This is a genomic window from Terriglobia bacterium (assembly GCA_020073205.1).
Taxonomy (GTDB): domain Bacteria; phylum Acidobacteriota; class Polarisedimenticolia; order Polarisedimenticolales; family JAIQFR01; genus JAIQFR01.
This window is the reverse complement of the sequence record JAIQFR010000026.1, coordinates 1-22,715: the sequence shown is the minus strand read 5'-3', so window position 1 is coordinate 22,715 and position 22,715 is coordinate 1. Positions and strand designations below refer to the sequence as shown.

Genomic DNA, 22,715 nt, shown 5'->3' with positions numbered 1-22,715 from the left:
GAAAGGTGCGCGCCGCTCCGCGGCGCGTCGTTGACCTACCCCTCCGATCTGGCCGTTTGAGGCTCGAGAACCAGACCGCCTCAGGGCGCGACTTGGACCGACGCCGTGAGGAACGTGGAGGGGAGATTCATCGCCTGACCGTTCTTCACGCTCCCGTCCGTGAACGCGAGCCCGCAGTCCCCGGCGGCGACCGCCTGGAACCCGAAGGTCGCAAGGAGCCCGGAGCCGCTCACTCCCTGGCCGCCCCCCAGGCGGGACAGGCCCACCACAACCTCGCCGCCGCCCGGGACGTCGCTCGCGAGAAATACCGTCCCGACTCCGTCGCTCCCGAGAAAGGGCCCCTCGATCCCCGGGGGCACGAATTCCAGCGTCTGACGGTTGTACCGCAAGTGGAACGGCACGGAGCCGACCCCCGTACCGTTTTCTATTCGCACCTCGACGACGACGTTGTCCCCCACCCTGTACGACGGAGCGGTGGGAACCAGCCGGACGATCGCCGGAGCAGGAGGCCTTTCCTTCTCGACGACGATCGCGACCGTCTTCGTCAGCGTCCCGGAAGTCGCGGCGACCTCGATCGAGCCCGGCGCGTCGTAAGGCACCGTCAGCACGTCCTGCGCCAAGCCGTTGGAGTCGGTGTCGACCGGCGCCCCGGCGGAGGCGAGGACTCCCGCGGTCGCGCTGAACGTGACGGCCGCCCCGTGCCGGGGAGCGCCGTCGGACGTCCGCACATGCGCCGCGAGACGGGCGGCAATCGGAGTCGGGTCGCTCGCCGGGAAGACGACCCGGCTCGGATCGGCGGCCAGGGTCATGGTCGATTCGCCCGGGGCCACGACGTCGCTGTCGTTGCAGGCCCCGGCGATCGCCACGATCACGAGCATCAGCCCGGCAACCCGAACGCGGTCTCCCTTGCAGCTCACGAAGGGCCTCCTTGCCGTGACGAACTGCGCGCTCACGTCCCCCTGCTTCTCGATCCGCCGCCCAGGCCCATCTTCCTCCCGGTGCCCGGGGGAATTCAACCTGCTCGCGAACGACGCAGGGTGCGCGGCTGCTGACGGCGGCGGGAGGCGCAGAGCCATCCGTCGGCATCGGCGCGGGTTCCACACGTGCTCCCGTGGCGCAGAGAGCGTCTACCCTTCCTGGACGAACAGGGGGCGCAGATCGTACGCCAGTCGGTGGAAGCGGTGGACGCCGGTTCGAGCCCCGTCGGCCCCGCCACACGTCGCGACACCACTCGCCTGATCGGCGGTCCCCATCTCCGCTCCCGGGGCTTGGGCCGAATCGACCATCGTCGCTTCACCTCATCGACGCCGCGAGAGCGAGCGGATCGACCGCCGGATCCATGGGAGCAGACGATCGAAATCGCAATTGCCCGCCTCGAGCAACCCGATGAGGAAGCGGTGCGCGGCATCCGGCCGCACGGCGAGCTTCGACCCGTTCAGCCGGAGGAAGACGTCGGTCGCGAAGAAGGCGACCCGCTTGTTGCCGTCGACGAACGAGTGATTCATCAGGAGGGACTCGAAGAGCGCCGCCGCCATCTCCGCGAGGGCGCCGTAATAGCCGGTGCGCGGCCGGAACAGAGCGCTCTCGAGGAGGCCGGGTCGCGCAGGCCCGGCGTCCCGCCGAAGGCGTCGACGAGCCGCTCGTGAATCGCGACGACTTCGTCGCTGGTGAAGAAGAGCATCTCGTCAGCGGGCAAGGAGGCGTCCCAGCTTTTCATTCTCGGAGATCGAGTCCTCGAGGTGACGCAGCGCCACCGGCCGCACTCGCCGCCGCTCCACGTACTCGCGGATGGCTTCCGTCAGCAACTCGGAGACATTGCGGTGGGATTCCGAGGCCGTCGCCTTGAGGTCCTTCCAAACCGACTCCTCGACCTTCGAGCTGATCTTGATGGCAGCCATCGGTCCTCCTGACATGTCAAGATGCGTCGAGACGCGGGTGCCGTCCAGACGGGTTCCGACGTGAGCAGCCGTGGCGAGCCTCAGTCGATCTCCTCGTTGCTTTCGGCCGGCTCTGCGGCCGAGTGCCCCTCCGAGTCCTTCGAGCCCCTGAGCGCGCGCGGGGGCGGGCACTCCACCACGAAGGGCTCGCCCGTCTCCGGGTGGGACAGGGCGAGCCGCAGGGCGTGCAGGAGGTAGCCGGTGCTGCCGGGGAGCGCCTCGCCTTCCCCGCGCAGGCCGCCCCCCGCGGCGTAGAGAGGATCGCCGGCCAAAGGGTGACCGCACGCGGCCATGTGGATGCGGATCTGGTGGGGACGTCCCGTCTCGATCCGCACCTCCACCAGGCTCGTCGCTCCCCTGCGCTCGAGGACCCGGACCTCGCTGCGCGAGGGCGAGCCGTCCGGGCGGGCGGCGTGGACGGTGCCGAGCAACGGGTGCGGGACGCGCCCGATCCGGGTGTCCACCACGAAGACGTCCTTCTCCGGGCTGCCCTCCACGACTGCCCGGTAGACCTTGGTGACCCGGCGCTCCCGCCATGCCCTCGCGACGGCCCGCGACGCGTGGGACGTCAAGGCGAAGAGCACGATGCCCGAGGTCCCGCGCCCGAGCCGGTGCATGGGAACGGCGCGCGGGTAGCGCTTCCGCACCAGCGCGAGGAGGGTGTGGTCGAGGTAGCCGCCCCCCGGCAGCGTGGGGAGCCCCGAGGGCTTCGAGACGGCCAGCAGCGCGGAGTCCTCGTGGAGCACCGCGTAGGTCATCGGCGCCTCGGGCTCTTCCCAAGGCGGCCGGCTCCAGGTCACCCTCTGGCCTCTGCGCAGGGTGTCCCCCTCACCCGCGGGACGGCCGTCGACGAGGACGAGGCCCGCCTCGATGCGCTCCCGCCACTCGGCCGGCGAGCTGTGCGCGTGGCGCGACGCGAGATGGTCGAGAAGCGAGCGCCCCTCTTCGCGGCCGTCGATGATCTCGGTGTACAGGAAGCCGCCGTTCACAGCCGCAGTCTCCCGAGGATCGCGCTCCCCGCTCATTCTCGCACGCGGGCCGGTCGGAGTGGGCTCGTCCGACGACACGGCCCCGTCGCGCGCGTCGGCGAGAGGAGTGGTAGCCTCGCCGCGATGAGCGGCCAAGACGACGCCGGAGATCGACCCGACCGGTCAGCCGATCCGGCCAAGCCGGGCCTGACGTGGCGGCACGTGGCCAGGGCGGTGGGCATCGCCGTCGGCATCGTCGCCCTCGCGTGCGTGGCGACGCTTCTGGCGATCCGGGGTCCGTTCGTGTTCCGCGTCCCGGCCCCCCCGCCCGAAACTCCGGTTTCCGCGGAACGGCTTCGGCAGACCGTCCAGTACCTCTCGGTGGACGCCGGTCCGCGGTGGTACTCGAACGTCAAGAACCTCGACAACGCCGCGCGCTGGATCGAAGACCGCTTCCACGAGTGCGGCCTCGAGGTGACGACCCAGGAGTATCCGTTGCGGGAAGGCACGTACCGCAACGTGATCGCCCAGAGGAAGGGAACGAATCCGAGGGCGGGGGTGGTCATCGTCGGCGCGCACTACGATGCTTACGGTGGATTGCCAGGCGCCGACGACAACGCGAGCGGCGTCGCGGTGCTCCTCGAGCTGGCGCGCACGCCGCCTTCGGCTCCGTCACGACGGACCCAGATCTTCGTCGCCTTCGTCAACGAGGAGCCCCCGCTGTTCGGATCCGGCGACATGGGCAGCGCGCGCTACGCACGCAAGGTGCTCGAGGACGGGACTCCGGTCGACCTCATGATCGCGCTCGACCTCGTCGGGTTCTTCTCGGACCGGCCGGGGAGCCAGCACTACCCGCTCAAGGGCCTGGATCTCGTGTACCCGAGCGTGGGCGACTTCATCGCCGTCGTCGGGGACATGGGAGCCGGACGCTGGATCGAGAAGGTCAAGCGGGGGATGCTCTCGTCCCGGGCCCTGCCCGTCGTGTCGTTCCGGGCGCCCAGCGTCACGGAGGTCGTCCTCTACTCCGACCACAGATCGTTCCGGCAGTTGGGATTGCCGGGGGTCATGGTCACCGACATGGCCTTCGAGCGGTCACCCCACTATCACCGGAGGACGGACACTCTGGAGACCCTCGACTTCGACAAGATGGCCGACGTCGTCCGTGCGATTCGAGGGGTCCTCTGGTTGGAGGGCCAGTGATCCGGCATTTACCCGGTTTCCCCGCGTCGCTGTCCGGCGTGTTCTGCAAGCTGGAGCGCGGAGCGACGGCTCCCCACCGCGGTGCCTCGCACGGCCCGAAGGCTCCGCGACTCTTGCTCGCCGCGTTCGTCGTCGTCGCTTGGGCCCTCGCGCCCGCGGTGGGCGCCAGCCCGGAGGAGGACCTTCAGAAGGCCCGAACGCTTTTTCTCGCAAAGAAATACCAAGAGGCGGTCCCGGCCTTCGACCGTGTCATTACGGAGCATCCGGGGAGCAAGGAGTCGATCTCCGCTCGGCTCGCCAAAGCAACCTGCCTCGAGAGGATCGGAAGAGATGCGGAGTCGATCGCGATTCGCGAGGAGGTCGTTCGAGATTACCCTGGGACCGAAGATGCGGCACGCGCGCTTCTCCGACTTGGCTCGTATTACGAGAGTCGTGAGGAGCGCGGTCGCGCCGCCGAGTACTACAGGCGCGTCGTCGCCGGCTCTCCCGCGGGTTCCATTTCGGCGAAGATGGCTCTCTCCCAGCTCAAGACGCTCGACAGGTACTTCATCAGCCCGCTCTACGACAAGCTGATATGGGAGATTCGAGTACGATTTCTCGACGGCCTTCTTCACTACAAGAGAGACACCCCCGCCCGCTTCGACCTCGGAGTGGGCCTTGAGCTGGGGCTGACGGAGTACCTGGTCCGGCTGGGGGCGCTCGGACTCACGCTGCTCCTCCTGGCGGCATCGCGCCGGTTCGTCCGCCCCGCGCCGACGGTCGATGGCGTCCTTTCGAGGCGCTGGACGCCGCGCCGCGTCGTTGTCGTGCTCGTCCCGTGGTGGACGTGGTACTTGCTTCTGTTCGTCGGATCTTGCGTGCTGGCCTCCGAATTCTCAGCTACCGGATCGCCTCGTGCCGCGCTTCTTCGAGACGGTCTCGACGTGGGCATCACGCTCATGTCCTACGCAGCGTTCACAGCCGCTGTGGTGTGGCAGGAATCGCTTTCGCGACTCTTCGCGATTCCCCGGACCCTGTTGCGCAGAGCCCTCGTAGGACTCGGGCTGACGGTCGTTGCATTGTGCTCCGCGGGGGTCCTCGCCGGTCTCGCACAACACGCGCTGCGGCGTGTTGGGGTCGGTGGGACTGTTCGCCTGTGGATCCCGCCCGGCCTCCCGCCGGACACGTCGTGGATTTGGGCGATAGCCAGTTACTTGCTCGTCGCAGTGGCGGAGGAGTCGATGTTCCGCGGGGCAGCCTATCAAGCATTCAAGTCGTGCACCGATCCGCGAATTTCGGCGGTACTGGCCTCTCTCCTCTTCGCTCTGACTCATGTCCGACCGCTCGAGCAAACGATTCCATTGTTCGTGTTCGGCCTGGCGCTCACCTGGCTCCTCGAGCGTTCACGAAGTCTGACTCCGTGCATCGTCTTGCACTGGCTTCTCAATCTCCTGATATTCGCCGGGAGAGCGCGATAGAAGTCCCCGCGGGAGCACGGGTGCGCGACAGGCGAGCGAGATCATGACAGCGTGATCGGTTCGCGAGCGATCCCACCCGGCTCAGCTCGCGCGGCCGAACTGCGCGGCCAGCTCGCGGATCTTCCTGAGGTCGAGCTTGCCCGAGCCGAGGAGCGGAAGCGCGTCGACCCGGTGGAACTGGTCCACCCGCGGCGTCCAGAGATTGGAGAGACCGGCCTTCGGGAGCGCCTCGAGAACCGCGGCCAGCTTCTCCTCGGGAAGGGTGTGGAGCACGACGAGCCGCTCCCCCTTCCTCTCGTCGGGGACGCCGGTGACGGCGAAGACCTGCTCGGTCGCGCCGGCGACCTCCTGGAGCTTTTCCTCGACCTTGATGTGGGGGACCATCTCCCCCCCGATCTTGCTGAAGCGGCTCAGCCGGTCGGTGATGACGAGGAAGCCGTCCGGGTCCAGCTCGGCGACGTCGCCCGTGACGTACCAGCCGTCGCGCAGGACCTCGGCGGTCTTGTCCGGGCGGCCGAGATACCCCTTCATGACGTTGGGCCCGCGGACGACGAGCAGGCCGGGCTGGCCGACCGGCAGCGGCAGGAGCGTCGCGGGATCCACGATCTTCACGCTGATCCCCGGCAGCGGGTGGCCGATCGAGCCCCGCTTCGCCCCCACCTGCCGGAAGCCGGCGGCGCGGTAGTCGGGGCGGTTCACCGCCACCGCGGGCGAGCACTCCGTGCAGCCGTACGCCTCGAAGGGCCTCAATCCGAAGCGGTCCTCGAAGGCGACGGAGATCCGCTCGGAGAGCTTCTCCGCACCGACCATCACGAACCTCAAGCTCCCGAAATCCTCGGGCTGGCAGCGGCGGATGTACCCCTGAAGGAAGGTCGGCGTCGCGAGGAGGAACGTGACGCCGTACGTGCGGACGAGGCCGCCGATCGCCCGCGCGTCGAGCGGGCTCGGGTGGTAGACGACGCCCGAGCCGAGCGCGGCGGGGAGGCAGAGCGTGCCGGTGAAGCCGAAGGAGTGGAAGAACGGAAGGACCCCCAGGATCCGGTCGCTCCCGCCGAGGCTGAAGATCTGGCCGATCTGCTCGATGTTCGACCCGACGTTGTCGTGGGTCAGCATCACCCCCTTGGGATCCCCGGTGCTGCCGCTCGAGAAGATGACGGTCGCGAGATCGTCGAGCGAGGCCCGCCGGCGCCGGCCGAGCGCCCGCTCGAGGAGGCCCGCGGGGGCGAGGAGGCGCAGGAGGACCGCCCAGAGCTTCTCTCGGGCGCGCGGATGCGCCGCCAGGTCCTCGAGCAGGACGGTCCGCCCCGGCACGCGGACCTCGAGGCGGTCGAGGAACGCCTTCGCGGTCACGACCGTCTCGAGGCCGCACTGCCGTGCGCAGGACTGGAGGACCTCGTCAGATGCCGTGTAGTTCAGGTTCACGGGGACCTTCCCCGTCAGGAGCGCCGCGAAGTTCACCAGGGCGCCGCCGACCGACGGGGGGAGCAGGATGCCGACCTTCTCCTGCCCCTCCCAGACCGGCCGCAGGCGGCGCGCGAGGAAGATCGTGCGCGCGAGGGCCGCGCCGTAGCGGAGCTTCGGCACCTTCCCGTCGGCCATCGCGAAGCGGAGCGGGTGCCGCCGGGCCGACGCGACGAAGGCGCGGTGCAGCGTCCTGCGAAGCCGCCTGCGGCTCGCCCAGGCCTCCGTCTGGAGCGCCTGGACCGCCTCGCGGACCTCGACGTGCGTCGAGCCGGCGGGCATGGGCCGCCCGAAGCTCACCGTCACGGGGAACGGGATCCGGTGGGGGATCTTCCAGAAGAAGCGCCCCTTCTCGAAGCTGAAGATCGACCCCCAGACGCCCTCGAGGGCGACCGGGACGATCGGGGCGTCCACCCCCTTCATGATCCGTTCGAAGCCGCGCCGGAACGGGAGCAGCGCCCCGATCCGCGTGATCTGCCCCTCGGCGAAGATGCAGACGACCTCGCCCGCCTGAACCGCGTCTCCCGCGACGCGCAGCGCCCGGATCATGTCGCGCGGCCTGAAGTCAGAGGAGACCGGGATCGCCCGGATCGTCCGCGCGAACGGCTTGACGAGCGGGTGGTCGTAGATCGCCTGGTAGATCAGGAAACGGACGGGACGGTCGGTCGAAGCGCTCAGCAGGAGCGCGTCCACGAAGGAGAGGTGGTTGGAGACGAAGAGGGCGCCCCCCTTCTCGGGGATGTTGTCGCGCCCCTCGATCCGGATCCGGTAGAAGGTGTGCGTGAGGAGCCACAGCAGCAGACGCAGCAGGGCGTCGGGAAGGAGGCGGAGGACGTAGACCGTCGCGGCGAGGGTGAGGAGCGCGCTCGCGAGGACGATCGACGGTGGCGAAAGGCGTCCCGCCGAGACCAGCAGCCAGTAGACGCCCGCCGCGAGGAAGACGCCGATCCAGCTCAGCAGGCCCGCCGCGGCGATGATGGCCCCCCGCCGCGCCGCCGCGGGACGGTGCTGGATCATCGCGTTGACCGGGACCGCGAAGAACCCCGCGAACACGCCGAGCAGCGCCAGGCGGACCGCCACTTCGCCGAAGGTCAGACCGTGGGGCGAGAGCATCAGGGCGAATACGGTGATGCCGAGCGAGCCGAGCGGGACGAGGCCGTACTCGATCTTGTTCCCCGAGAGGTATCCCGCGGCGAGGCTGCCGAGGCCGATCCCGACGGCGAGCGTCGCCTGCAGGACGCCGCCCTGCGATTCGCGCAGGTGGAGGACGTCCGAGCCGTAGAGCAGGAGGACCGGTTGGAGGATCGCGCCGAGGAACCAGAAGTAGACGTTGCCGGCTACGGCGAGGGCGAGGACGCGGTCCTTCCGCATCTCGCGCATCTCGGTCGAGAGGGCTCCCAGGAAGTTGAGCCGGAGGCGGCTGCCCGGGTTGGCGGCGGGCACGCGGCGAATCCCCAGGCTCGCGAGGAGGCCGAGGGCGGCGAGCCCGACGAAGATCGCGCCCGAGTACCCCTGCCTTCCGCGGAACGCCTCCGCCATCAGGGCGCCGCTCACGGTGCCGAGGATGATCGCGAGGAACGTCCCCAGCTCGAGGATGCCGTTCCCCCACGAGAGGAGCTTCTCGGGGAGCAGCTCGGGCAGGAGGCCGTACTTGGACGGCCCGAACAGCGCCGCCTGGGTGCTGAGGAGGAAGACGGCCGCCGCCTGCACCGGCAGACTCGGGAGCGCGAGACCCGTCGCCGCAAGCAGGACCACGCCGAGCTCCATGACCTTCGTGCCGATCGTGACGGACCGCTTGCTGAACCGGTCGGCGAGGAAGCCGCCGGTCATGGAGAACAGGACGAACGGGAGCGCGAAGAGGAAGAGGATCAGCGGGATCAGGCTGTCGCGCTTCTCGGTCGGCAGCCCCATGCGGAGGATCAGGAAGATGATCAGGTTCTTGAGCGCCGAGTCGCTGAACGCCCCCTGGAACTGGGTGACGATCAGGCTCCAGAAGCTCGCCTTCCAGGGCTCCGGTTCCGCGGGGGCCAAGCCTGAGGCCGCCTCGATGACGGTGTCCTCGCGCACGCGCCCCCTTTCGCCGAAGGTCGGGGCCTGCCGGTCGATCCTGGGGGGCATTCTAGACCACCGTCGGCCGCCGGACGTCGTCTGTCCTGGACCCGACGCAGCGACGAACCGCTCGAGACCCGATTGACGGGAAACGAGCGGCTATGATGAACTCGGTCGTCGTCGACGCCCCCGAGAGGACGGCCGGCGAGAGGTTGCGAATGGAGTTCCCGATCCTCGGGTGCTCGAAAACGGCGGAGGGGTGGGATTGCCGAATCGCGATTCCCCTCAAGCATCCCGTGTTCGAGGGGCATTTCCCGGGCCGGCCGGTGCTTCCGGGGATCGCGCACCTCGCGGTCGCCGTCCAGGCGATGGCTGCGGTGACGAAGCGTCGCGTCGTGCTCGCGGCCGTCCCGATCCTCCGGCTCCGGCGCCCGGTCGCTCCCGGCGACGTTCTCGATGTCTCGATCCGGCGGCCGACTCCGGACGCGACCGTCCCCTTCGACATCCGTCGTGGCGCCGAGCGAGTGAGCAGCGGAATTCTCGTGCCGGATCGGGAGACCTGACGTCGTGGCTCCGACGCTACCCGAGATCGAGGACCTGATTCCGCACGGGGGCCCCACGCGGCTCCTTCAGGCCATCGAGGAGGTCCTGGAGGATCGGCTGGTCTGTCGCGCGCTGATCCCCGCGAGCAACGCCTTCGTCTCCGGGGGAAGCGCGCCGGCGTTCATCGGCCTCGAAGTCGCCGCCCAGGCCGCCGCCGTGGCCGAGGCTCTCGAGCGTTTCGACGCCGGGCGCGCCGTGGCGCCGCGGATCGGGTATCTCGTCGGCGTCCGCGACGCGGTGTTCAGCGTCGATCGCCTGCCGATCGACCGCCGACTACAGGTCTTCGTGCGCCTCGTGGAACGGGCTGGCCCGCTGAAGGTCTACGGCGCGCGAGTCGCCCTGGAGGGTGAAACCTGCGTCGAGGCGACGATCAGCACCACTATCCCGTGAGTCCCCGAATCGACGGTGGCGGGACTCGCGATTCCGCCGGGCGTCGAATGGAACCGCGACCGACCGGGCCTTGACTCTTGTTCGCCCAACCGTTACGGTTCTTCCGTCCGGGCACGGCACGCTGCGGCTCGCGTCGTGGCTCGAGTCGCGCATGAGAATCCGTCCCCCGCGTTGAATTCGAGTGACGAAGAAGATGCGATCGAGGGAACCGATCCGTCGTGGGGTGAGAATCGACGACCGCGGCGTGTCCCCGGAAATCGTGATCGCCGTGGCGTCGCGCCGCGACCGGGTCGAGCTTTCATCCCGGCCCGCTTGGCGGAATCGGATCCGGCGGTCGCGCCTGGCGCTCGACGACGCGCTTCGCGAGGGCCGGCGCGTCTACGGCGTCTCGACGGGCGTCGGGAACGCCTCGTCCCGGCCGGTCGGGCCGCGCGAGCAGATCGAGTACACCCGCGCCATCATGGACCAGCACGGGTGCGGCGTCGGCGAGCCCCTGTCGGAGGAGGAGGGACGCGCCGTCATGTTCGCGCGCCTCGTGTCGCTGGCCAAGGGGTACTCCGCCGTCCGGTTCTCCTTGCTCGAGGCGCTCCGCGACCTCCTGAATCGGGGTGTGGTCCCGGCGATTCCGCGCTTCGGCTCCGTCGGGGCGTCGGGAGACCTGACGCCCCTGTCCTACGTGGCGGCCGTGATGGCCGGCGATCGCGAGGCTCGCTACCAGGAGCGGATCGTCCCCGCGAAGCGGGCGCTGCGCGCGGCGGGGCTGGCGCCCTTCGTCTTCGCGCCGAAGGAAACGCTGGCCATCATGAACGGGACCTCCGTCATGACCGCCCTGGGTATCCTCGCCGTCGAGCGACTCCGACGGATCGTGGAGGTCGCCGAGCGGGCGTCCGCTCTGGCGGTGGAGGTTCTCCACGGCAGGTCCCAGGCCTTCCATCCGCTCGTTCACGCGGTCAAGCCCCACAGAGGGCAGATCGAGAGCGCCGGGAACATCCGCGCCGCGCTCCGGGGGAGCCGGCTCCTCGACCCGCCCCACGTGGAAGGGCGCCCGGTCCAGGACCGATATTCCGTTCGCTGCAGTCCCCAGGTGCTCGGCGCCACGCGGGATGCCCTCGAATGGGCGTGGCGGCTGCTCGGAATCGAGCTCAACAGCGTCAACGACAATCCGCTGGTCGACCCCGGCGGAGGAGGTGTCCTGTTCGGCGGGAATTTCTACGGCGGCCACGTGGCCCTGGCCATGGACTTGGTCAAGATCGCGGCCGCCTCCACGGCGGACCTTCTCGACCGGCAATTCGCGCTCCTCGTGGAGAGTCCGCACAACATGGGGCTGCCGGAGACCCTCGTCCCCTACGGCGGCTGCGGCGTGAAGGGGCTCCAGATCACGTGCAGCGCGCTTGCCGCGCTCGCCGTTCAGAGATCGACCCCCGACAGCACGCTCTCGCGGTCCACCGAGTGCGCGAATCAAGACAAGGTGAGCATGGGGCTCAACGCCGCGGTGAACGCCGCGGAGGTGGTCGGTCTCGTGGCCCGGGTGCTCGGCACCGAGCTGATCGCGCTGTCGAACGCGGCGCGCCTCAGGAACGAAACGCGCCTCTCCCGCGAGGGGCGCAGGCTGCTGCGGAGCGTCCGCGCCATCTCGCCCGTTCTCGACGCCGACCGGCGGCTGGACCGGGACCTCGCGCGAATCGCCGCGTGGGTCGAGAGCGGCGCCGGGTCGTCATGACCGCGGGGGGGGGCTCGAGCGGTCCGCGCGAGTCTCCCATCGCCGCGACGTTCGCCGGGGACCCCGGTCGCGCGTACCTCGACGACAACGGCGAGACCTGGACGGTCGGACGACTGCTCGCCCTGGCGGCCGGCGTCGCGAGCGCGATGGCCTCCGAACCGGCGGACACGATCGCCGTCCGCTCGCACTCGGCCGCCTTCGTGATCGCGGCGATCCTCGGGGCCTGGAAGACCCGCCGCGCTCCGCTCCTGCTCGACCCTTCCTCGCGGGTCGAGCGGGTCGAGCCGGGAGGACCCGGCCGACGCGCCGCCGTTCTCGTTCCCTCCGACGAGCAGGACGAAGGGACCGCGCTCGCGGTCCGTGAGGAACGCTCCGCGCCGATCGACCCGGAGTTTCCGGCGGGCGAAACGACCGAGGTCGCCTTCCTGACCTCCGGCTCCACGGGCGAGCCGAAGCGGACCTTGAAGCGCGGGTATCAGCTCGCGATGGAGTTCGAGGCCGAGCCCGGCTGGCTGCACTCCCCGCGGCCTTGCAACGTGCTCTGCCTCGTCCCGCCTTATCACATCCTCGGATACATTTACGGACTCTACCTGCCCGCCGCCACCGGCGGCCGCACGTGCTTCATGCGCGGCGGGACCCCGCAGGCGTGGGTCGAGCGGATCCGCGCGCGGCCCCCCGACCTCGTCGTGGGCGTTCCCTCGCATTACCGGCTGCTGAACGGGATCCTGCGGGAGCCCTTGCCGCCTTCGACCTTCCTGAGCTCGGGAGCACCCCTGCCGCCGGCGGTCGGAGAACGCTTTCTGAGCCTCGCCGGCCGGAGGATCGTGCAGGTTTACGGATCCACCGAAACCGGCGGCATCGCAACGCGCGACCGCGAGGGCCCTTGGACGCCTCTTCCCGGACTCGAGTGGAGGGTGGAGCGCGGCGACGGCCGTCTCGCCATCCGCTCGCCGTGGCAGGAGCGTCCCGCTTCGTGGCATCGGACCGACGATCTCGCCGAGGACGCCCGGGGCGGCTTCCTGCTCCACGGCCGCGCCGATTCGATCGTCAAGGTGGGCGGCCGGCGTTTCTCCAGCGGAGAGATCGTCAAAGCCGCCCTGTCCCATCCAGCGGTCGACGAGGCGTACGCCGTGACGTACGGCCGCTACGGCGAGCCCGCCGTCGCGCTGTTCGTGACCGTCGTCTCCGGAGTGGAAGCCACGACGTCGGGAATTCGGGGCCACCTCGCCGAGCGGCTCTCCGCCTTCAAGGTGCCGAGGACGATTCAGATCCTCGAGCGGCTCCCCACCAAGGGGAGCGGGAAGGTGGACGCCGAGGCTCTGCGCGACCTCGTTTCAACCCCCGGCGCGTAGGGCGGCCCGTCGCCCCCTATCGGCGATCGGCCGTCGCGAGGCCTCGGACGGAGCCGCCGACGGTTTCCACCGCCTCGATCGGCCTCTCTTCGACGCGGGTCACCGCCGCCGGGCCCTCCGTGGGCCCGAGCGGGACCGGCCGATCCCCCGCGTAAACCGCGTGCCGCCCTCGGGTGCGGTACCACTCCGCGGTCGTCGCCGTCCTGTGCGTGGCTTCGATGATGGGTCGCCACCCGATCCCGGTGTTGTACGCGCAGAACGAAATCTCTCCGCGCTCGGTGCCGTACGGAACCACGCACATCCGGGTGCGCTCGAAATCGTAGGTGAAGACGTCCTGGAACCACATGGCGCCCACCAGCAAGGGGCGCCAGGCGTAGCGGCTCCGGTCCGCGAGTCCCAGGGCCAGCCGGTTGTAGCCGTCGACGCTCCTCAGGAGCTCCAGCACGCCCAGGTTCGCCGGGAACCCGTCCACGTTCATGTTCCTCAGGAGAGCGAGCGCGGACCGGAACAGCGCGAGTCGTCGGCCTCGAGCCGAATCTCCGACGAGCCTGAGGTCCGCGAGCAAGCGATCGAGATTCACGAGATCCGTGGCCGGCAACGCCTGCTTCGTCTCTTCGTTGACCACGAGGTACGTGGCCGCGCCGCAGTGGGGGTGGCAACCGCAGCTCAGCGCGCCCCAGTCGGCCTCGGGCCCCGCGAGGAGGTCCTTCAGATCGGTGAACGGCCCGGCGGCGGAGAGCGGAAACCAGTCTCGGAGCGGCTCGATGAACCCCAGCTGGTCCCTGAGGTCGTGAGCCAGCTGCGGCAGGGTGTACCGATGGCGCGCCCGCGTCGCGTCGTCCGCGTCCTCGCCGCGCCCCGTGAACGAGACGGGCTGGAAGACGACGGCGTTCACCTTGCCGATGTTCTCGATGACGAACCGAACGATGGGGCCCGCCTGGTGGTTGTTGACCGTGTTGACGATCGTCGCGACGAGCGTGACGTCGACGCCGGCCGCGTGAAGGTTGTCGATGGCGCGCCGCTTGACGTCGAAGAGGTTGGTGACGTGCCGGTGGAGATTCGCTTCGTTCCCCACCCCGTCGAACTGCAAGTAGACGAGCCTCAATCCGGCCCATGCCGCTTCGCGGGCGAAATCGGGGTCCTGGGCGAAGCGAATTCCATTCGTGGCCGCCTGCACGGCCAGGTATCCGAGACTCCTCGCATAGGCCACTGCGGGAATGAAGTGCGGGGAGAGCGTCGGCTCGCCGCCCGAGAATTGCACCGACATCTGCCGTCGGGGCTTCACCTGGAGCGCGCCGTCCAGGATCGACTGGATGCGTTGCCAGTCGAGCTCGTAGACGTAGCCGACCTGGTTGGCGTTCGCAAAGCAGGGATTGCACATCATGTTGCAGCGGTTGGTGAGGTCGATCGTGAGCACCGAGCCGCGGCCGTAGCGGATCGCGCTCGAGCCGTGCTCGTGCCGTCCGTCGGGAACCCGCTCGAAATCGCGGCCGGGGTCCAGGGACTCCATCCGACGCATGAACGCCGGGTCCGTCGAAAGGACGTCCTCGATCCGGCCGTGAACGGGACAGGTCTTCACCATCCACACCTTGCCGTCGCGCTCGAGGACATCGGCTTCGATTTCCGCGTGATGCCCGTGCGCGAGATCCTCCGTGGCAAGCTCTCCCGCGAGGACCCGTGCGCGCACTTCCTTCACGCACGCCGGGCAGAGCGACAGGGTGCGACGGGGAAACCCCAGCGGCGGGTGGGACCGCTCGACGCTCCTGAGCCGAGGGGAGGGCGCCCACTTCGACCGAACCCTGCGCAGCTCGCGCCCCCCATGGATGCTGCGGAACGCCGCCCAGAGAACGTTCGAGGCGGCGACGATCGCCCGCTCCTTGGGCCTTCCGGGCATGCTCCGCTCCTCGGCGCCGGGGACGCTGGCGCGGGTCGGCGTCCGCGTGCCGTGCGCTTCCACTCGGAACCGCCTCGTCCGGCTACCGCGGCCATCTTACTTCCTAGGAGTCCGGGCGTTCCAATGACGATCGCGCGGACGATCGGACCGCCCTATTCCCCCTTTCGCGATCCGGGTAGGCGTCCGGGCGGGGCGCGAGCCGCTCTAGGAGAGCGGGACGCAACGGTACCCCATCGCGTCGAGGTCCGAGAGAAGCCGCGGCAGGAGGTCGATCACCTCGGGGCACCCCTCGACCTTGCGATCGTGCCCGTCGTGGAGGAGAAGGATGCTCCCCGGCGATACCCTGCGGAGGCGACGGCGATGGGGACCGTCGCGGCGCAAGGGATTCCTCTGAGGGAAGCGGACCTCCCAACTCACCAACTCGAGCCCGGATCGGGCGAGCACCCGGCGCAAGAGACAGCTCTTCATCCCCACGGGAGCGCGGAACCACGCGCACGGCTTTCCGGATGCCGCCTCGACCGCCGCCTTCGACGCGCGCACCTCCCGCAGCAGCCGGCTCGCCGGAAGGAGCCAGAAGAGGTACGAGTGACCGTATGAATGGCAGCCGAGCGTGTGCCCGTCGGCGACGATTCGCCGCACGACATCCGGGTGGCGGTCGACGTGCTTGCCGACGAGGAAGAACGTCGCATGGATTCCCTTCGCCCTCAGGATCTCGAGGACCCGTGGGGTCACCTCGGGATGGGGACCGTCGTCGAACGTGAGAACGGCGACACGGTCCCGCGTCCTGAGACGCGAGCGGTTGGGCCCGAAGATCCTGCTCCTGGGATGGAGCACCCCCCAGGCGACGAACACGTGATACATGCCGTACCCGAGGAGCACGCCCGCCGTGAGCGGCCCGTTTCGCAGCAACAGCGCCAGAAGCGCGAGGTGCATCGCGACGGAAAGCCCGAGGAACATCAGCGCTCGAACCGGGAGGCCACCACCCTGACGCAAACCCGGGCGGTGTCCCGCCACGAGCGGTAGTGGCTGGTCTTCGATCCTTCGACCTGCCGGACCCGAACGGGAACGCTGAGCACGCGAAAACGGGACCGAATCGCCTTGACGATGACCTCGCTCTCCATCTCGTATCCGGTCCCGGTGAGCCGAAGGCATCGAAGCAGGCGCGCGTCGTAGAGTCGAAAGCCGCTCTGCGTTCCCGTCACCCTGGCCCCGGCGAAGATCGAGATCGCACGATCCGCGAATCGGTTGCCGAAGCGGCGGATCGGGATCATCCCGTCCTGGAGATGGAGCTGCGATCCGATGACGATCCCGGCGCCCGAAGCCGCCCAGGACTCCACGAGCGTGGGGATCTCCCGGGGGTCGTGCTGCCCGTCCGCGTCGAGGGTCAATACGCCGTCCGCATCGGCCTCGAGGACGTGACGAAAACCGGCCCGAAGCGCCGCACCCTTTCCCCGGTTCGAGCCGAGCCGGAGCACGACGGCTCCGGCGCCTTGCGCCCGCTCCGCGGTGGGATCCGTGGAGCCGTCGTCGATGACGACCACCTCACCCAGGACCCGGCGGGTCGCCTCGACGACTTCGGCCACCGTGTCCGCCGCCTGGTAGGCAGGAACCAACGCCACGATTCTCACGGCTCAGAGCCCGGGTCCGATGACGATCGCGGCGGCCGAGCCCCCGCGGGCCTGCCTCGCCACGATCGAGGCGGACCCGCCGCCGGCCGCGATCCGGTCCATCGCGAGGACCGCCCGAAGCACACCATCCGCCAGGATCCAGCCGATGCGGTCGGAAACCTCCTCCGGCGCCACGGCGGGAATCGCGCCCGCCGGGTCTCGCGGGATCCCGGCCGACTCGAGCGCCAACTCCAGGGCCCGGTCCAAGGCATGGGGCGGAGGAAGCCGCAGAGGCGGGCCGGCGACAGGAGCCCCGGCTTGCCCCCGTCCGATCAGCGATCCGAGGGTCCTGGCGCCGCGTCGCGCGGCGGACTCGCGGGTCTCGAGGACCAGCGCGGCGGCAGCCTCGCCCGCCTTCGCCCCGGGAACGAACCGGGACAGGAGATCCTGAAGCTCGGCGGTCGCGGCGTCCCCCGCCGCGACGATGACCGCGTCCGCGGCTCCCTGGCGCAGCAGCAGCTCCGCGAGGATCATCGCACTCTCGCCGCTGATCTCTCGCTGCGTGACGGTCAAGGACGGACCACGGCAGCCGAGGACCATCGCCACGTGGGCAGCGGGCGAGCTGTCCATCGAATCCGGGAAGTTGATCGCGTCGGCGTAATCCAGCCCGGCTCCGGCGACGCCTCGAAGGTAGGCCGCCGTCTTCTCGAGGCAGCCCAGACCCGTTCCCATGACGACCGCGGCCCGGTCGTCGGCGAGTCGCTCCCACGCCGCCTGCTCGGCGGCCTCAAGGCACGCCGCCAGCACGAGCTGGGAGAGCCGGTCGAGACGTCGTTTCTGGTTGGGATGGAGCCGCGTGCCGAAGTCGAACGCGATCCGGGTTTCCGGGCCGCCCGGGATCCGGAACGCGGCGACGGCGGTGGGCACGTCCCCGCCGAGCGGACAGACGAGGCCGGCTCCGGTGATGACGGACGGTGCGTTCACCACGGGTCCCGCCTTCCGAGACAGAGCACGGCGTTCGATCCTCCGAAACCGAAGGAGTTCGACAGGACGACGCGCACGTCCTCCCGGCGCGATCGATCCCGGACGATCTCGAGCCCGAAGGCCGGATCGGGCTCGCGGAATCCCACGGTCGGGGGGATGATCCCCGTCCGAAGGGTCTCCACCGCGACGATCGCCTCGATGGCTCCCGCCGCGCCCAGCGTGTGCCCGATGCTCCCCTTGACCGAGGTGACCGGACAGCACGCGGTCCTCCCCTCGAGCACCGACGCGATCGCTGCCGCTTCGGCGGCGTCGTTGAGAAGCGTCCCCGTGCCGTGCGCGTTCACGTGGTCGACGGCCTCCGGGGGGACGTTCGACCGAGCCAGCGCGGCCCGCATGGCACGGGCCGCGCCGGCGCCGTCGGGTGCCGGCGCGGTGAGGTGGTGTGCGTCGGAGCTCTGGGCTCCCCCCAACAACACCGCGAGCACCCCGACGCCTCGCCTCTCCGCGCCGGACTCCCTTTCGAGGACCAGCATGCCGGCCCCCTCGCCCAACGAGAGCCCGCAGCGATCGCGGTCGAACGGGCGGCACGGCTCCCTAGAGACGACCCGCAGCGAGTGGAATCCGCTCACGATCATTCGAGCCAGGGTATCGACGCCCCCGGCGAGCGCCACGTCCGCCTGTCCGCTCCGAATCAGGTCGGCACCGATCAGGATCGCGGACGCGCCAGATGCGCAGGCGGAGTGGAGCGTCAGGCGCGGCCCGCGCAGGTCGAATCGGTTCGCCAGGATGTCGGCGGTTCCCGCCTTCTCGAACACGACCAGCGCCGAACGGCGCCCCGGCCTCCCGTTCGCGCGGGAGACGAAGTCCTCCTCCGTCTCACGAATGCCGCCCGTCGTGGTGCCGACGACCACCGCGACCCGGTCGCGGACGCCGAGGTCGGAGAGGCGCGCCTGGACGGCCGCCTCCTCGGCGGCCGCCGAGGCCAGACGGTCGGTCCGTGACGCGAAGGCCGGAATGTCCTTCGACGGCGGAGGATCGCTCACCTCGGCGGCGATCGGGCTCTGCCCCCGTCCGAAACGGGCTTCGAGAGGGCGGATCCCGCAGTGCCCCTCGACGAGACGATCCCACGAGGATCGGACGTCGCGACCCAGAGCGTTAAGGGTCCCGCACCCGGTCACGACCACGCGAGGCTGGCGAATCACACCGCTCATCCACGGGCGGATCCCGGGTCGGGGGCGGCGGCCCGCCGCTGGCGAACGAACGCCGCGAGCGTGGCGATCGACTGGAACGCCTCTCGCGCCGGCTTCTCGTCCGCGATCTTGAAGCCGTATCGCTCCTCGAGGGCGAGCGTGAGCTCGAGCAGGTCGATGGAGTCCAGGCCCAGCGCCCCCCCGACGAGGGGTTCGGAGTCGTCGATGGAGTCCGGGGAGACACCGGGGAGGCGCAGCCTCCGAATCAGCAAGTCCTTCAGTTCTTGCCTCAACCCCGCGTCGTCGGTCACGACGTGATGATATCACGGCGTCCCCGCCCGTCGGCGGCCGCACGACCCCCTAAGGCTCCGCTCTGACGCCGGTCACGCCGGCGCCGGCCCGTCGCGGTTCGAGAGCGCCGATCTCGTCGACGGCCAGAGGTCATAGAAGTTGAACCACTGATCCGGGTGACGACGGACGGCTTGCTCGAGTTGCGCCGCGTATTGCGCGACGCCGGCGGCGATGTCCGCGCCGCGGTCCGAGGTGCGAGGGAACCGAACCGGCTCTCCGACCTCGCTTCGCCAGCGCCACCAACCCTCTTGAACGACGAACGTCGGGACCATGGGGACGTCGCAGCCGTACGCCAAGAGGAACGGGCCCAGGGGGAAACGGAACGGAGCGCCGAAGAGGCCGACCTCGACGACGCGGTCGCCGGTCGCGCGATCTCCCTGCATCGCGACGATCTCGCTCCTCGCGAGCGCGGCACGCAGCACGAGCGCGCTCGCGGGGTCGCGGCCCACCCGAAGGACGCGGACACCCCCGTTCACCCTGAGACGGTTCAACCACCGCTCCGCGGCGTTCGTCCGCTCCACCTGCATCGCCACGAGGACGGGCCGTCCGATTCCTTGGAGCGCAAGAGTCCCAACCTCCCAGTTCCCGAGGTGAGCCGTGAGGACCAGGGCGCCGCTCCCCTGCTCCAGAGCCTCGCGAAGCCGCTTCTCGCCCGGCGGGTCGCGAGCGAGGCGCGGCTCCAAGCTCTCGGGCGTCATGCTCCGGAGCTCACAGTAGCTCGCCATGAAGCGGCCGAAGTTGTAGAAGAGGCCCCAGACGACGCGGTAGAGAGGCCAACCGCCCCGGCGCAGAACGCGACGGAGGTTCCGGATGGCCGCCTGCCGCTCGCGCTTCATGACGGCGAGGCAAATCGCCGCGGTGACGGCACCGAGGACGGGAACGATCCGGCGAGGCACGCGCGGGGTGATCGTCAGGATCAACCGCAGCGACGTGGCGGTATTCCAGCCATGAGCGTACCAGCGGCTCATCCCGGCACTCCGACCGCCGCGGCGAGGGTCGCTCCCGAGCCCAGGAGACCTCCGCGTCCTCGCCCGCACGGGAATCCCGAGGGGTTCGGTCCGCTCACGGGACTCCGGAGAAGGACCGCGCACCGTCCGGGGCAAATATCGCGGCATCGAGCGGGACGTGCCGATTCCCGAGGAACTCGAGGACCGTCACCTCTCCCCGCTCGTGAGCGAGGAGGTGCCGGATCTCCATCTCGGCGAGAACCGCGCGGCCCCCGTCGCGACGAAACACCTTGAAGAGAATCTCCTTCGCCTCCTTGCCGGAGCGGAGCGCCAGTCGCAGCCGGCGCGGGAGCCGGTCCTCCTGGCCGATCCAGAGGGTGCCCGAGGCGTAGGACGCCCGGGGGCTCTTGGCGGTCAGATCCAGGACCCAACACGGCGTGCTCCCGACGAGTTCCGGGCCGCTCCTCGGACTCCCCTGGAATTCGTCGGCCAATCGCAGCCGGGCGACGTCGGCCACCGAGGCCGCCCCGAGCAACCGCTGGTTGGCGCTGACGGCCACGGGGCGCTTCGAGCCCGGCACGATCAGCCACACCCGGCTTCCCACGACGAGTATTCTTCTCCCCTGCTGCCGGCCTTCTCGAAAGACGCAGAGGACCTTGTCGGAGCCCTTGACGTAGACGTCCAGCCCCGATGCGGCCGCGGTCCCGTCGCGCTCCCGGACGACCGCCCGCAGCGAGATCACCCCCTCCTCGATCGGGTGCCATGCCGAATCCGCGGCCAGGAGCAGATCGTGCGCGGGGACCGCGGCGCCCGACGCGAGAGCGAGCCTCGCGAGCACGAGGACCGCGACCCGGGTCCCGAGCGCTCCAAAGCGTCGCGCGAGCCGGTTCCTGCCGCCTTCACACATGGGTGAGGGCGTCCACGATGGACATGCTCGCCGCACGGCGTGCCGGAAGGTACGACGCCAGCATGAGCGTCGCGAACATCACCACGGCTCCCGCCGCGTGCGCGGCCACGAAGAACTGGACATGAAGAGGAGCGCCGTGGGCCGCGCCGGGAGGCGGCGGGAGCACGATTCCCGAGTGGTTCAGGGCGAAGCGGACCACGAGGGAGAGCGCCACGCCGCCGGCGCAGCCGCTCGCGGCCAGGCAAAGTCCCTCGAGCAGGAAGAGCCGCCGGATCAGTCCCGGCCGCGTTCCGAGGGCGCGGAGCGTCCCGATCTCGCGTGTCCTCTCCGCCGCGGCCATCAGCATGGTGTTCGCCGACGCCAGGAGCACGACGATCACGAGGACGATTCCCATGAACCCGAAGATCCCGAGGTACAGAAGCCGCACCTGACGGTAGAAAACCGCCAGCTCCCGCCAGGTCTTGCCACTCACCCGGATTCCCTCGCGCCGGAGCCGTTCCTGCGCCCTCTCGAGCGCGTCCGACGCCTCGCCGGCGGAACGGAGCACGACGACGAGCCTCGAAACCCGGTCCGTGGCTCCCAGCAGCTCGCCGGCCAGATCGAGCGACGTGGCCAGATAGCGCTCGCTCAGCTCCTGGACCGGGAGATCGACCCGCCCCACGACGATCGCGTCGACCGCGTTCAGGACGCCGTCCGCGCTCGTGGCGAGCATCGTGACCGTGTCGCCGTCCCGCACCGAGAGCGCCTTTGCCAGACCGACGCCGAGAACGACGCCGCGCTCGCCGCGGCCCGCGAGCCATCGGCCCGACGCGAGGACCTCGGGGTAGTCCATCGATCGGGCTTCCGGAGCCGGGTCGAGCCCCACCCCGAGAAACGGAACGGACCGGAGCCCCGCGCTGACGAGGCCGACGAAGTTGATCCGGGGCAGGACCTCCACGACGGCCGGGTCCCGCCTCAGGATCCGCTCGATTCGAGACGCGTCGACGAGACCGTGCTCCGCCCCTCCCTCGCCGCTTCCCTCGAACTCCGCGGGATCGGCCAGCTGCAAGTGCCCCAGTCCGTTGCGGATCGTCCCCTCGCGCAGCCCGTCGAGGCTCTGCGCCATGAACCCGCCCGCCAGCGCGAAGGCCGCGAAACCGAAGACCACCACGCCTCCGGTCAGCAGGCTCCTGCGCCGGTTGCGCGCCACGTTGCGGAAGGCGAGGCGCCAGAGCGTCATGCCGACCCCACGACGCTTCCGTCCTCGAGGGTCACGACGCGGCCGGCCCTCGCCACCACCCTCGGATCGTGCGTCGCCACGACGAAGGCCACGCCGCGCTCCCGGTTGAGCTCCCCCACGAGGTGGAGGATCCCATCGGACGTCCGCGTGTCGAGGCTCGCCGTGGGCTCGTCCGCCAGGACCACGTCGGGCTCGTTCGCGAGCGCGCGAGCGATGGCGACCCGTTGGCGCTCGCCTCCCGAGAGCAGGTCCGGCCGGGCCTCTGCCCGCGCGGCGAGTCCCACCCGAGCGAGCAGGCTCCGGGCCCGTCGGCGCCTCGCGCTCGCGGGCACGCCCTTGAGCATCAACGGGAACTCCACGTTCTCCGCGACCGTGAACACCGGCACGAGGTTGAAGTTCTGGAAGACGAAGCCGAGACGATCGCGGCGGAGGTCCGCCAACGAGTCTTCGTCCAGGCCTTCGATCGGACGGCCGTCGAG

Annotated in this window: 21 protein-coding genes and 1 pseudogene; 6 read left to right on the top strand and 16 right to left on the bottom strand. The window is 70.0% G+C overall.

All coding sequences use genetic code 11. The features are described from left to right. Positions 1-80: 80 nt before the first annotated feature. The 5 genes and pseudogenes from LAO51_07610 to LAO51_07590 form a co-directional block, all read right to left on the bottom strand. Positions 81-917 carry a cohesin domain-containing protein gene (locus LAO51_07610; GenBank protein MBZ5638610.1) on the bottom strand — a complete coding sequence of 279 codons (837 nt, stop codon included), beginning with the start codon at positions 915-917 and terminating at the stop codon, positions 81-83. Positions 918-1,127: 210 nt separating this feature from the next. Then, positions 1,128-1,286 (bottom strand): hypothetical protein, encoded by a 159-nt coding sequence (locus LAO51_07605; GenBank protein ID MBZ5638609.1) that lies wholly within the window; start codon positions 1,284-1,286, stop codon positions 1,128-1,130. Between the two features lie 12 nt (positions 1,287-1,298). Next, positions 1,299-1,681: pseudogene (locus tag LAO51_07600) on the bottom strand (type II toxin-antitoxin system death-on-curing family toxin). 4 nt (positions 1,682-1,685) lie between these two features. After that, positions 1,686-1,898, bottom strand: coding sequence for a hypothetical protein (locus LAO51_07595; protein MBZ5638608.1), 213 nt, complete (start codon positions 1,896-1,898; stop codon positions 1,686-1,688). A gap of 80 nt (positions 1,899-1,978) precedes the next feature. Next, positions 1,979-2,962, bottom strand: a complete 984-nt coding sequence (locus LAO51_07590; GenBank protein ID MBZ5638607.1) for an RluA family pseudouridine synthase — start codon at positions 2,960-2,962, stop codon at positions 1,979-1,981. An 87-nt stretch (positions 2,963-3,049) separates the two neighbouring features. Here LAO51_07590 and LAO51_07585 point away from each other — a divergent pair, with 87 nt between their 5' ends. Together LAO51_07585 and LAO51_07580 are read left to right on the top strand one after the other, a co-directional pair. Continuing rightward, positions 3,050-4,105, top strand: coding sequence for a M28 family peptidase (locus LAO51_07585; protein MBZ5638606.1), 1,056 nt, complete (start codon positions 3,050-3,052; stop codon positions 4,103-4,105). Then, positions 4,102-5,562 (top strand): CPBP family intramembrane metalloprotease, encoded by a 1,461-nt coding sequence (locus tag LAO51_07580; protein MBZ5638605.1) that lies wholly within the window; start codon positions 4,102-4,104, stop codon positions 5,560-5,562. The genes LAO51_07585 and LAO51_07580 overlap by 4 nt, the downstream gene beginning before the upstream one ends. A gap of 81 nt (positions 5,563-5,643) precedes the next feature. On the opposite strand, the gene LAO51_07575 is transcribed toward LAO51_07580, so the two are convergent. After that, positions 5,644-9,141 (bottom strand): MFS transporter, encoded by a 3,498-nt coding sequence (locus LAO51_07575; protein MBZ5638604.1) that lies wholly within the window; start codon positions 9,139-9,141, stop codon positions 5,644-5,646. Between the two features lie 92 nt (positions 9,142-9,233). On the opposite strand from LAO51_07575, the gene LAO51_07570 reads away from it, so the two are divergent. From LAO51_07570 to LAO51_07555, 4 genes are all read left to right on the top strand, one after another. Next, on the top strand, positions 9,234-9,635 hold the full coding sequence (locus LAO51_07570) for a hypothetical protein (protein ID MBZ5638603.1): 402 nt from the start codon (positions 9,234-9,236) through the stop codon (positions 9,633-9,635). A 4-nt stretch (positions 9,636-9,639) separates the two neighbouring features. Then, positions 9,640-10,065, top strand: a complete 426-nt coding sequence (locus tag LAO51_07565) for a hypothetical protein (GenBank protein ID MBZ5638602.1) — start codon at positions 9,640-9,642, stop codon at positions 10,063-10,065. A 223-nt stretch (positions 10,066-10,288) separates the two neighbouring features. Continuing rightward, the gene (locus tag LAO51_07560) at positions 10,289-11,785 is read left to right on the top strand and encodes an aromatic amino acid ammonia-lyase (GenBank protein ID MBZ5638601.1); all 1,497 of its coding nucleotides are present in this window, start codon (positions 10,289-10,291) and stop codon (positions 11,783-11,785) included. Continuing rightward, positions 11,755-13,137: an acyl--CoA ligase gene (locus LAO51_07555; GenBank protein ID MBZ5638600.1), complete on the top strand. Its 1,383-nt coding sequence runs from the start codon at positions 11,755-11,757 to the stop codon at positions 13,135-13,137. The genes LAO51_07560 and LAO51_07555 overlap by 31 nt, the downstream gene beginning before the upstream one ends. A 16-nt stretch (positions 13,138-13,153) precedes the next feature. Here LAO51_07555 and LAO51_07550 read toward each other — a convergent pair whose 3' ends face one another. From LAO51_07550 to LAO51_07505, 10 genes are all read right to left on the bottom strand, one after another. Further along, complete coding sequence (locus LAO51_07550; protein MBZ5638599.1) at positions 13,154-15,031, bottom strand: radical SAM protein; 1,878 nt, start codon at positions 15,029-15,031, stop codon at positions 13,154-13,156. 204 nt (positions 15,032-15,235) lie between these two features. Further along, the gene (locus tag LAO51_07545; GenBank protein MBZ5638598.1) at positions 15,236-15,988 is read right to left on the bottom strand and encodes a polysaccharide deacetylase family protein; all 753 of its coding nucleotides are present in this window, start codon (positions 15,986-15,988) and stop codon (positions 15,236-15,238) included. Continuing rightward, positions 15,988-16,650 (bottom strand): glycosyltransferase family 2 protein, encoded by a 663-nt coding sequence (locus tag LAO51_07540; protein MBZ5638597.1) that lies wholly within the window; start codon positions 16,648-16,650, stop codon positions 15,988-15,990. Before LAO51_07540 ends, LAO51_07545 begins: the two co-directional genes overlap by 1 nt. Before the next feature lie 12 nt (positions 16,651-16,662). After that, positions 16,663-17,622 carry a hypothetical protein gene (locus LAO51_07535; GenBank protein ID MBZ5638596.1) on the bottom strand — a complete coding sequence of 320 codons (960 nt, stop codon included), beginning with the start codon at positions 17,620-17,622 and terminating at the stop codon, positions 16,663-16,665. After that, positions 17,619-18,833, bottom strand: coding sequence for a beta-ketoacyl-[acyl-carrier-protein] synthase family protein (locus LAO51_07530; GenBank protein MBZ5638595.1), 1,215 nt, complete (start codon positions 18,831-18,833; stop codon positions 17,619-17,621). The genes LAO51_07535 and LAO51_07530 overlap by 4 nt, the downstream gene beginning before the upstream one ends. Further along, a complete protein-coding gene (locus LAO51_07525; protein MBZ5638594.1) occupies positions 18,830-19,123 on the bottom strand; it encodes an acyl carrier protein in 294 nt (97 codons plus the stop codon). Before LAO51_07525 ends, LAO51_07530 begins: the two co-directional genes overlap by 4 nt. A gap of 72 nt (positions 19,124-19,195) precedes the next feature. Further along, the gene (locus LAO51_07520; GenBank protein ID MBZ5638593.1) at positions 19,196-20,131 is read right to left on the bottom strand and encodes a lysophospholipid acyltransferase family protein; all 936 of its coding nucleotides are present in this window, start codon (positions 20,129-20,131) and stop codon (positions 19,196-19,198) included. Between the two features lie 94 nt (positions 20,132-20,225). After that, on the bottom strand, positions 20,226-21,017 hold the full coding sequence (locus tag LAO51_07515; GenBank protein MBZ5638592.1) for an outer membrane lipoprotein-sorting protein: 792 nt from the start codon (positions 21,015-21,017) through the stop codon (positions 20,226-20,228). After that, the gene (locus LAO51_07510) at positions 21,010-22,236 is read right to left on the bottom strand and encodes an FtsX-like permease family protein (GenBank protein MBZ5638591.1); all 1,227 of its coding nucleotides are present in this window, start codon (positions 22,234-22,236) and stop codon (positions 21,010-21,012) included. Before LAO51_07510 ends, LAO51_07515 begins: the two co-directional genes overlap by 8 nt. Further along, positions 22,233-22,715, bottom strand: a 483-nt coding sequence (locus LAO51_07505) for an ATP-binding cassette domain-containing protein (protein MBZ5638590.1), incomplete at its 5' end; no start/stop codon positions are given. The genes LAO51_07505 and LAO51_07510, both read right to left, overlap by 4 nt.

Coding starts and splice junctions, on each gene's coding strand:
- LAO51_07605 (MBZ5638609.1), bottom strand. CDS start 1,286: ATGGTCGATTCGGCCCAAGCCCCGGGAGCGGAGATGGGGACCGCCGAT.
- LAO51_07595 (MBZ5638608.1), bottom strand. CDS start 1,898: ATGGCTGCCATCAAGATCAGCTCGAAGGTCGAGGAGTCGGTTTGGAAG.
- LAO51_07590 (MBZ5638607.1), bottom strand. CDS start 2,962: ATGAGCGGGGAGCGCGATCCTCGGGAGACTGCGGCTGTGAACGGCGGC.
- LAO51_07585 (MBZ5638606.1), top strand. CDS start 3,050: ATGAGCGGCCAAGACGACGCCGGAGATCGACCCGACCGGTCAGCCGAT.
- LAO51_07575 (MBZ5638604.1), bottom strand. CDS start 9,141: ATGCCCCCCAGGATCGACCGGCAGGCCCCGACCTTCGGCGAAAGGGGG.
- LAO51_07570 (MBZ5638603.1), top strand. CDS start 9,234: ATGATGAACTCGGTCGTCGTCGACGCCCCCGAGAGGACGGCCGGCGAG.
- LAO51_07550 (MBZ5638599.1), bottom strand. CDS start 15,031: ATGCCCGGAAGGCCCAAGGAGCGGGCGATCGTCGCCGCCTCGAACGTT.
- LAO51_07545 (MBZ5638598.1), bottom strand. CDS start 15,988: ATGTTCCTCGGGCTTTCCGTCGCGATGCACCTCGCGCTTCTGGCGCTG.
- LAO51_07530 (MBZ5638595.1), bottom strand. CDS start 18,833: ATGAGCGGTGTGATTCGCCAGCCTCGCGTGGTCGTGACCGGGTGCGGG.
- LAO51_07520 (MBZ5638593.1), bottom strand. CDS start 20,131: ATGAGCCGCTGGTACGCTCATGGCTGGAATACCGCCACGTCGCTGCGG.
- LAO51_07515 (MBZ5638592.1), bottom strand. CDS start 21,017: ATGTGTGAAGGCGGCAGGAACCGGCTCGCGCGACGCTTTGGAGCGCTC.
- LAO51_07510 (MBZ5638591.1), bottom strand. CDS start 22,236: ATGACGCTCTGGCGCCTCGCCTTCCGCAACGTGGCGCGCAACCGGCGC.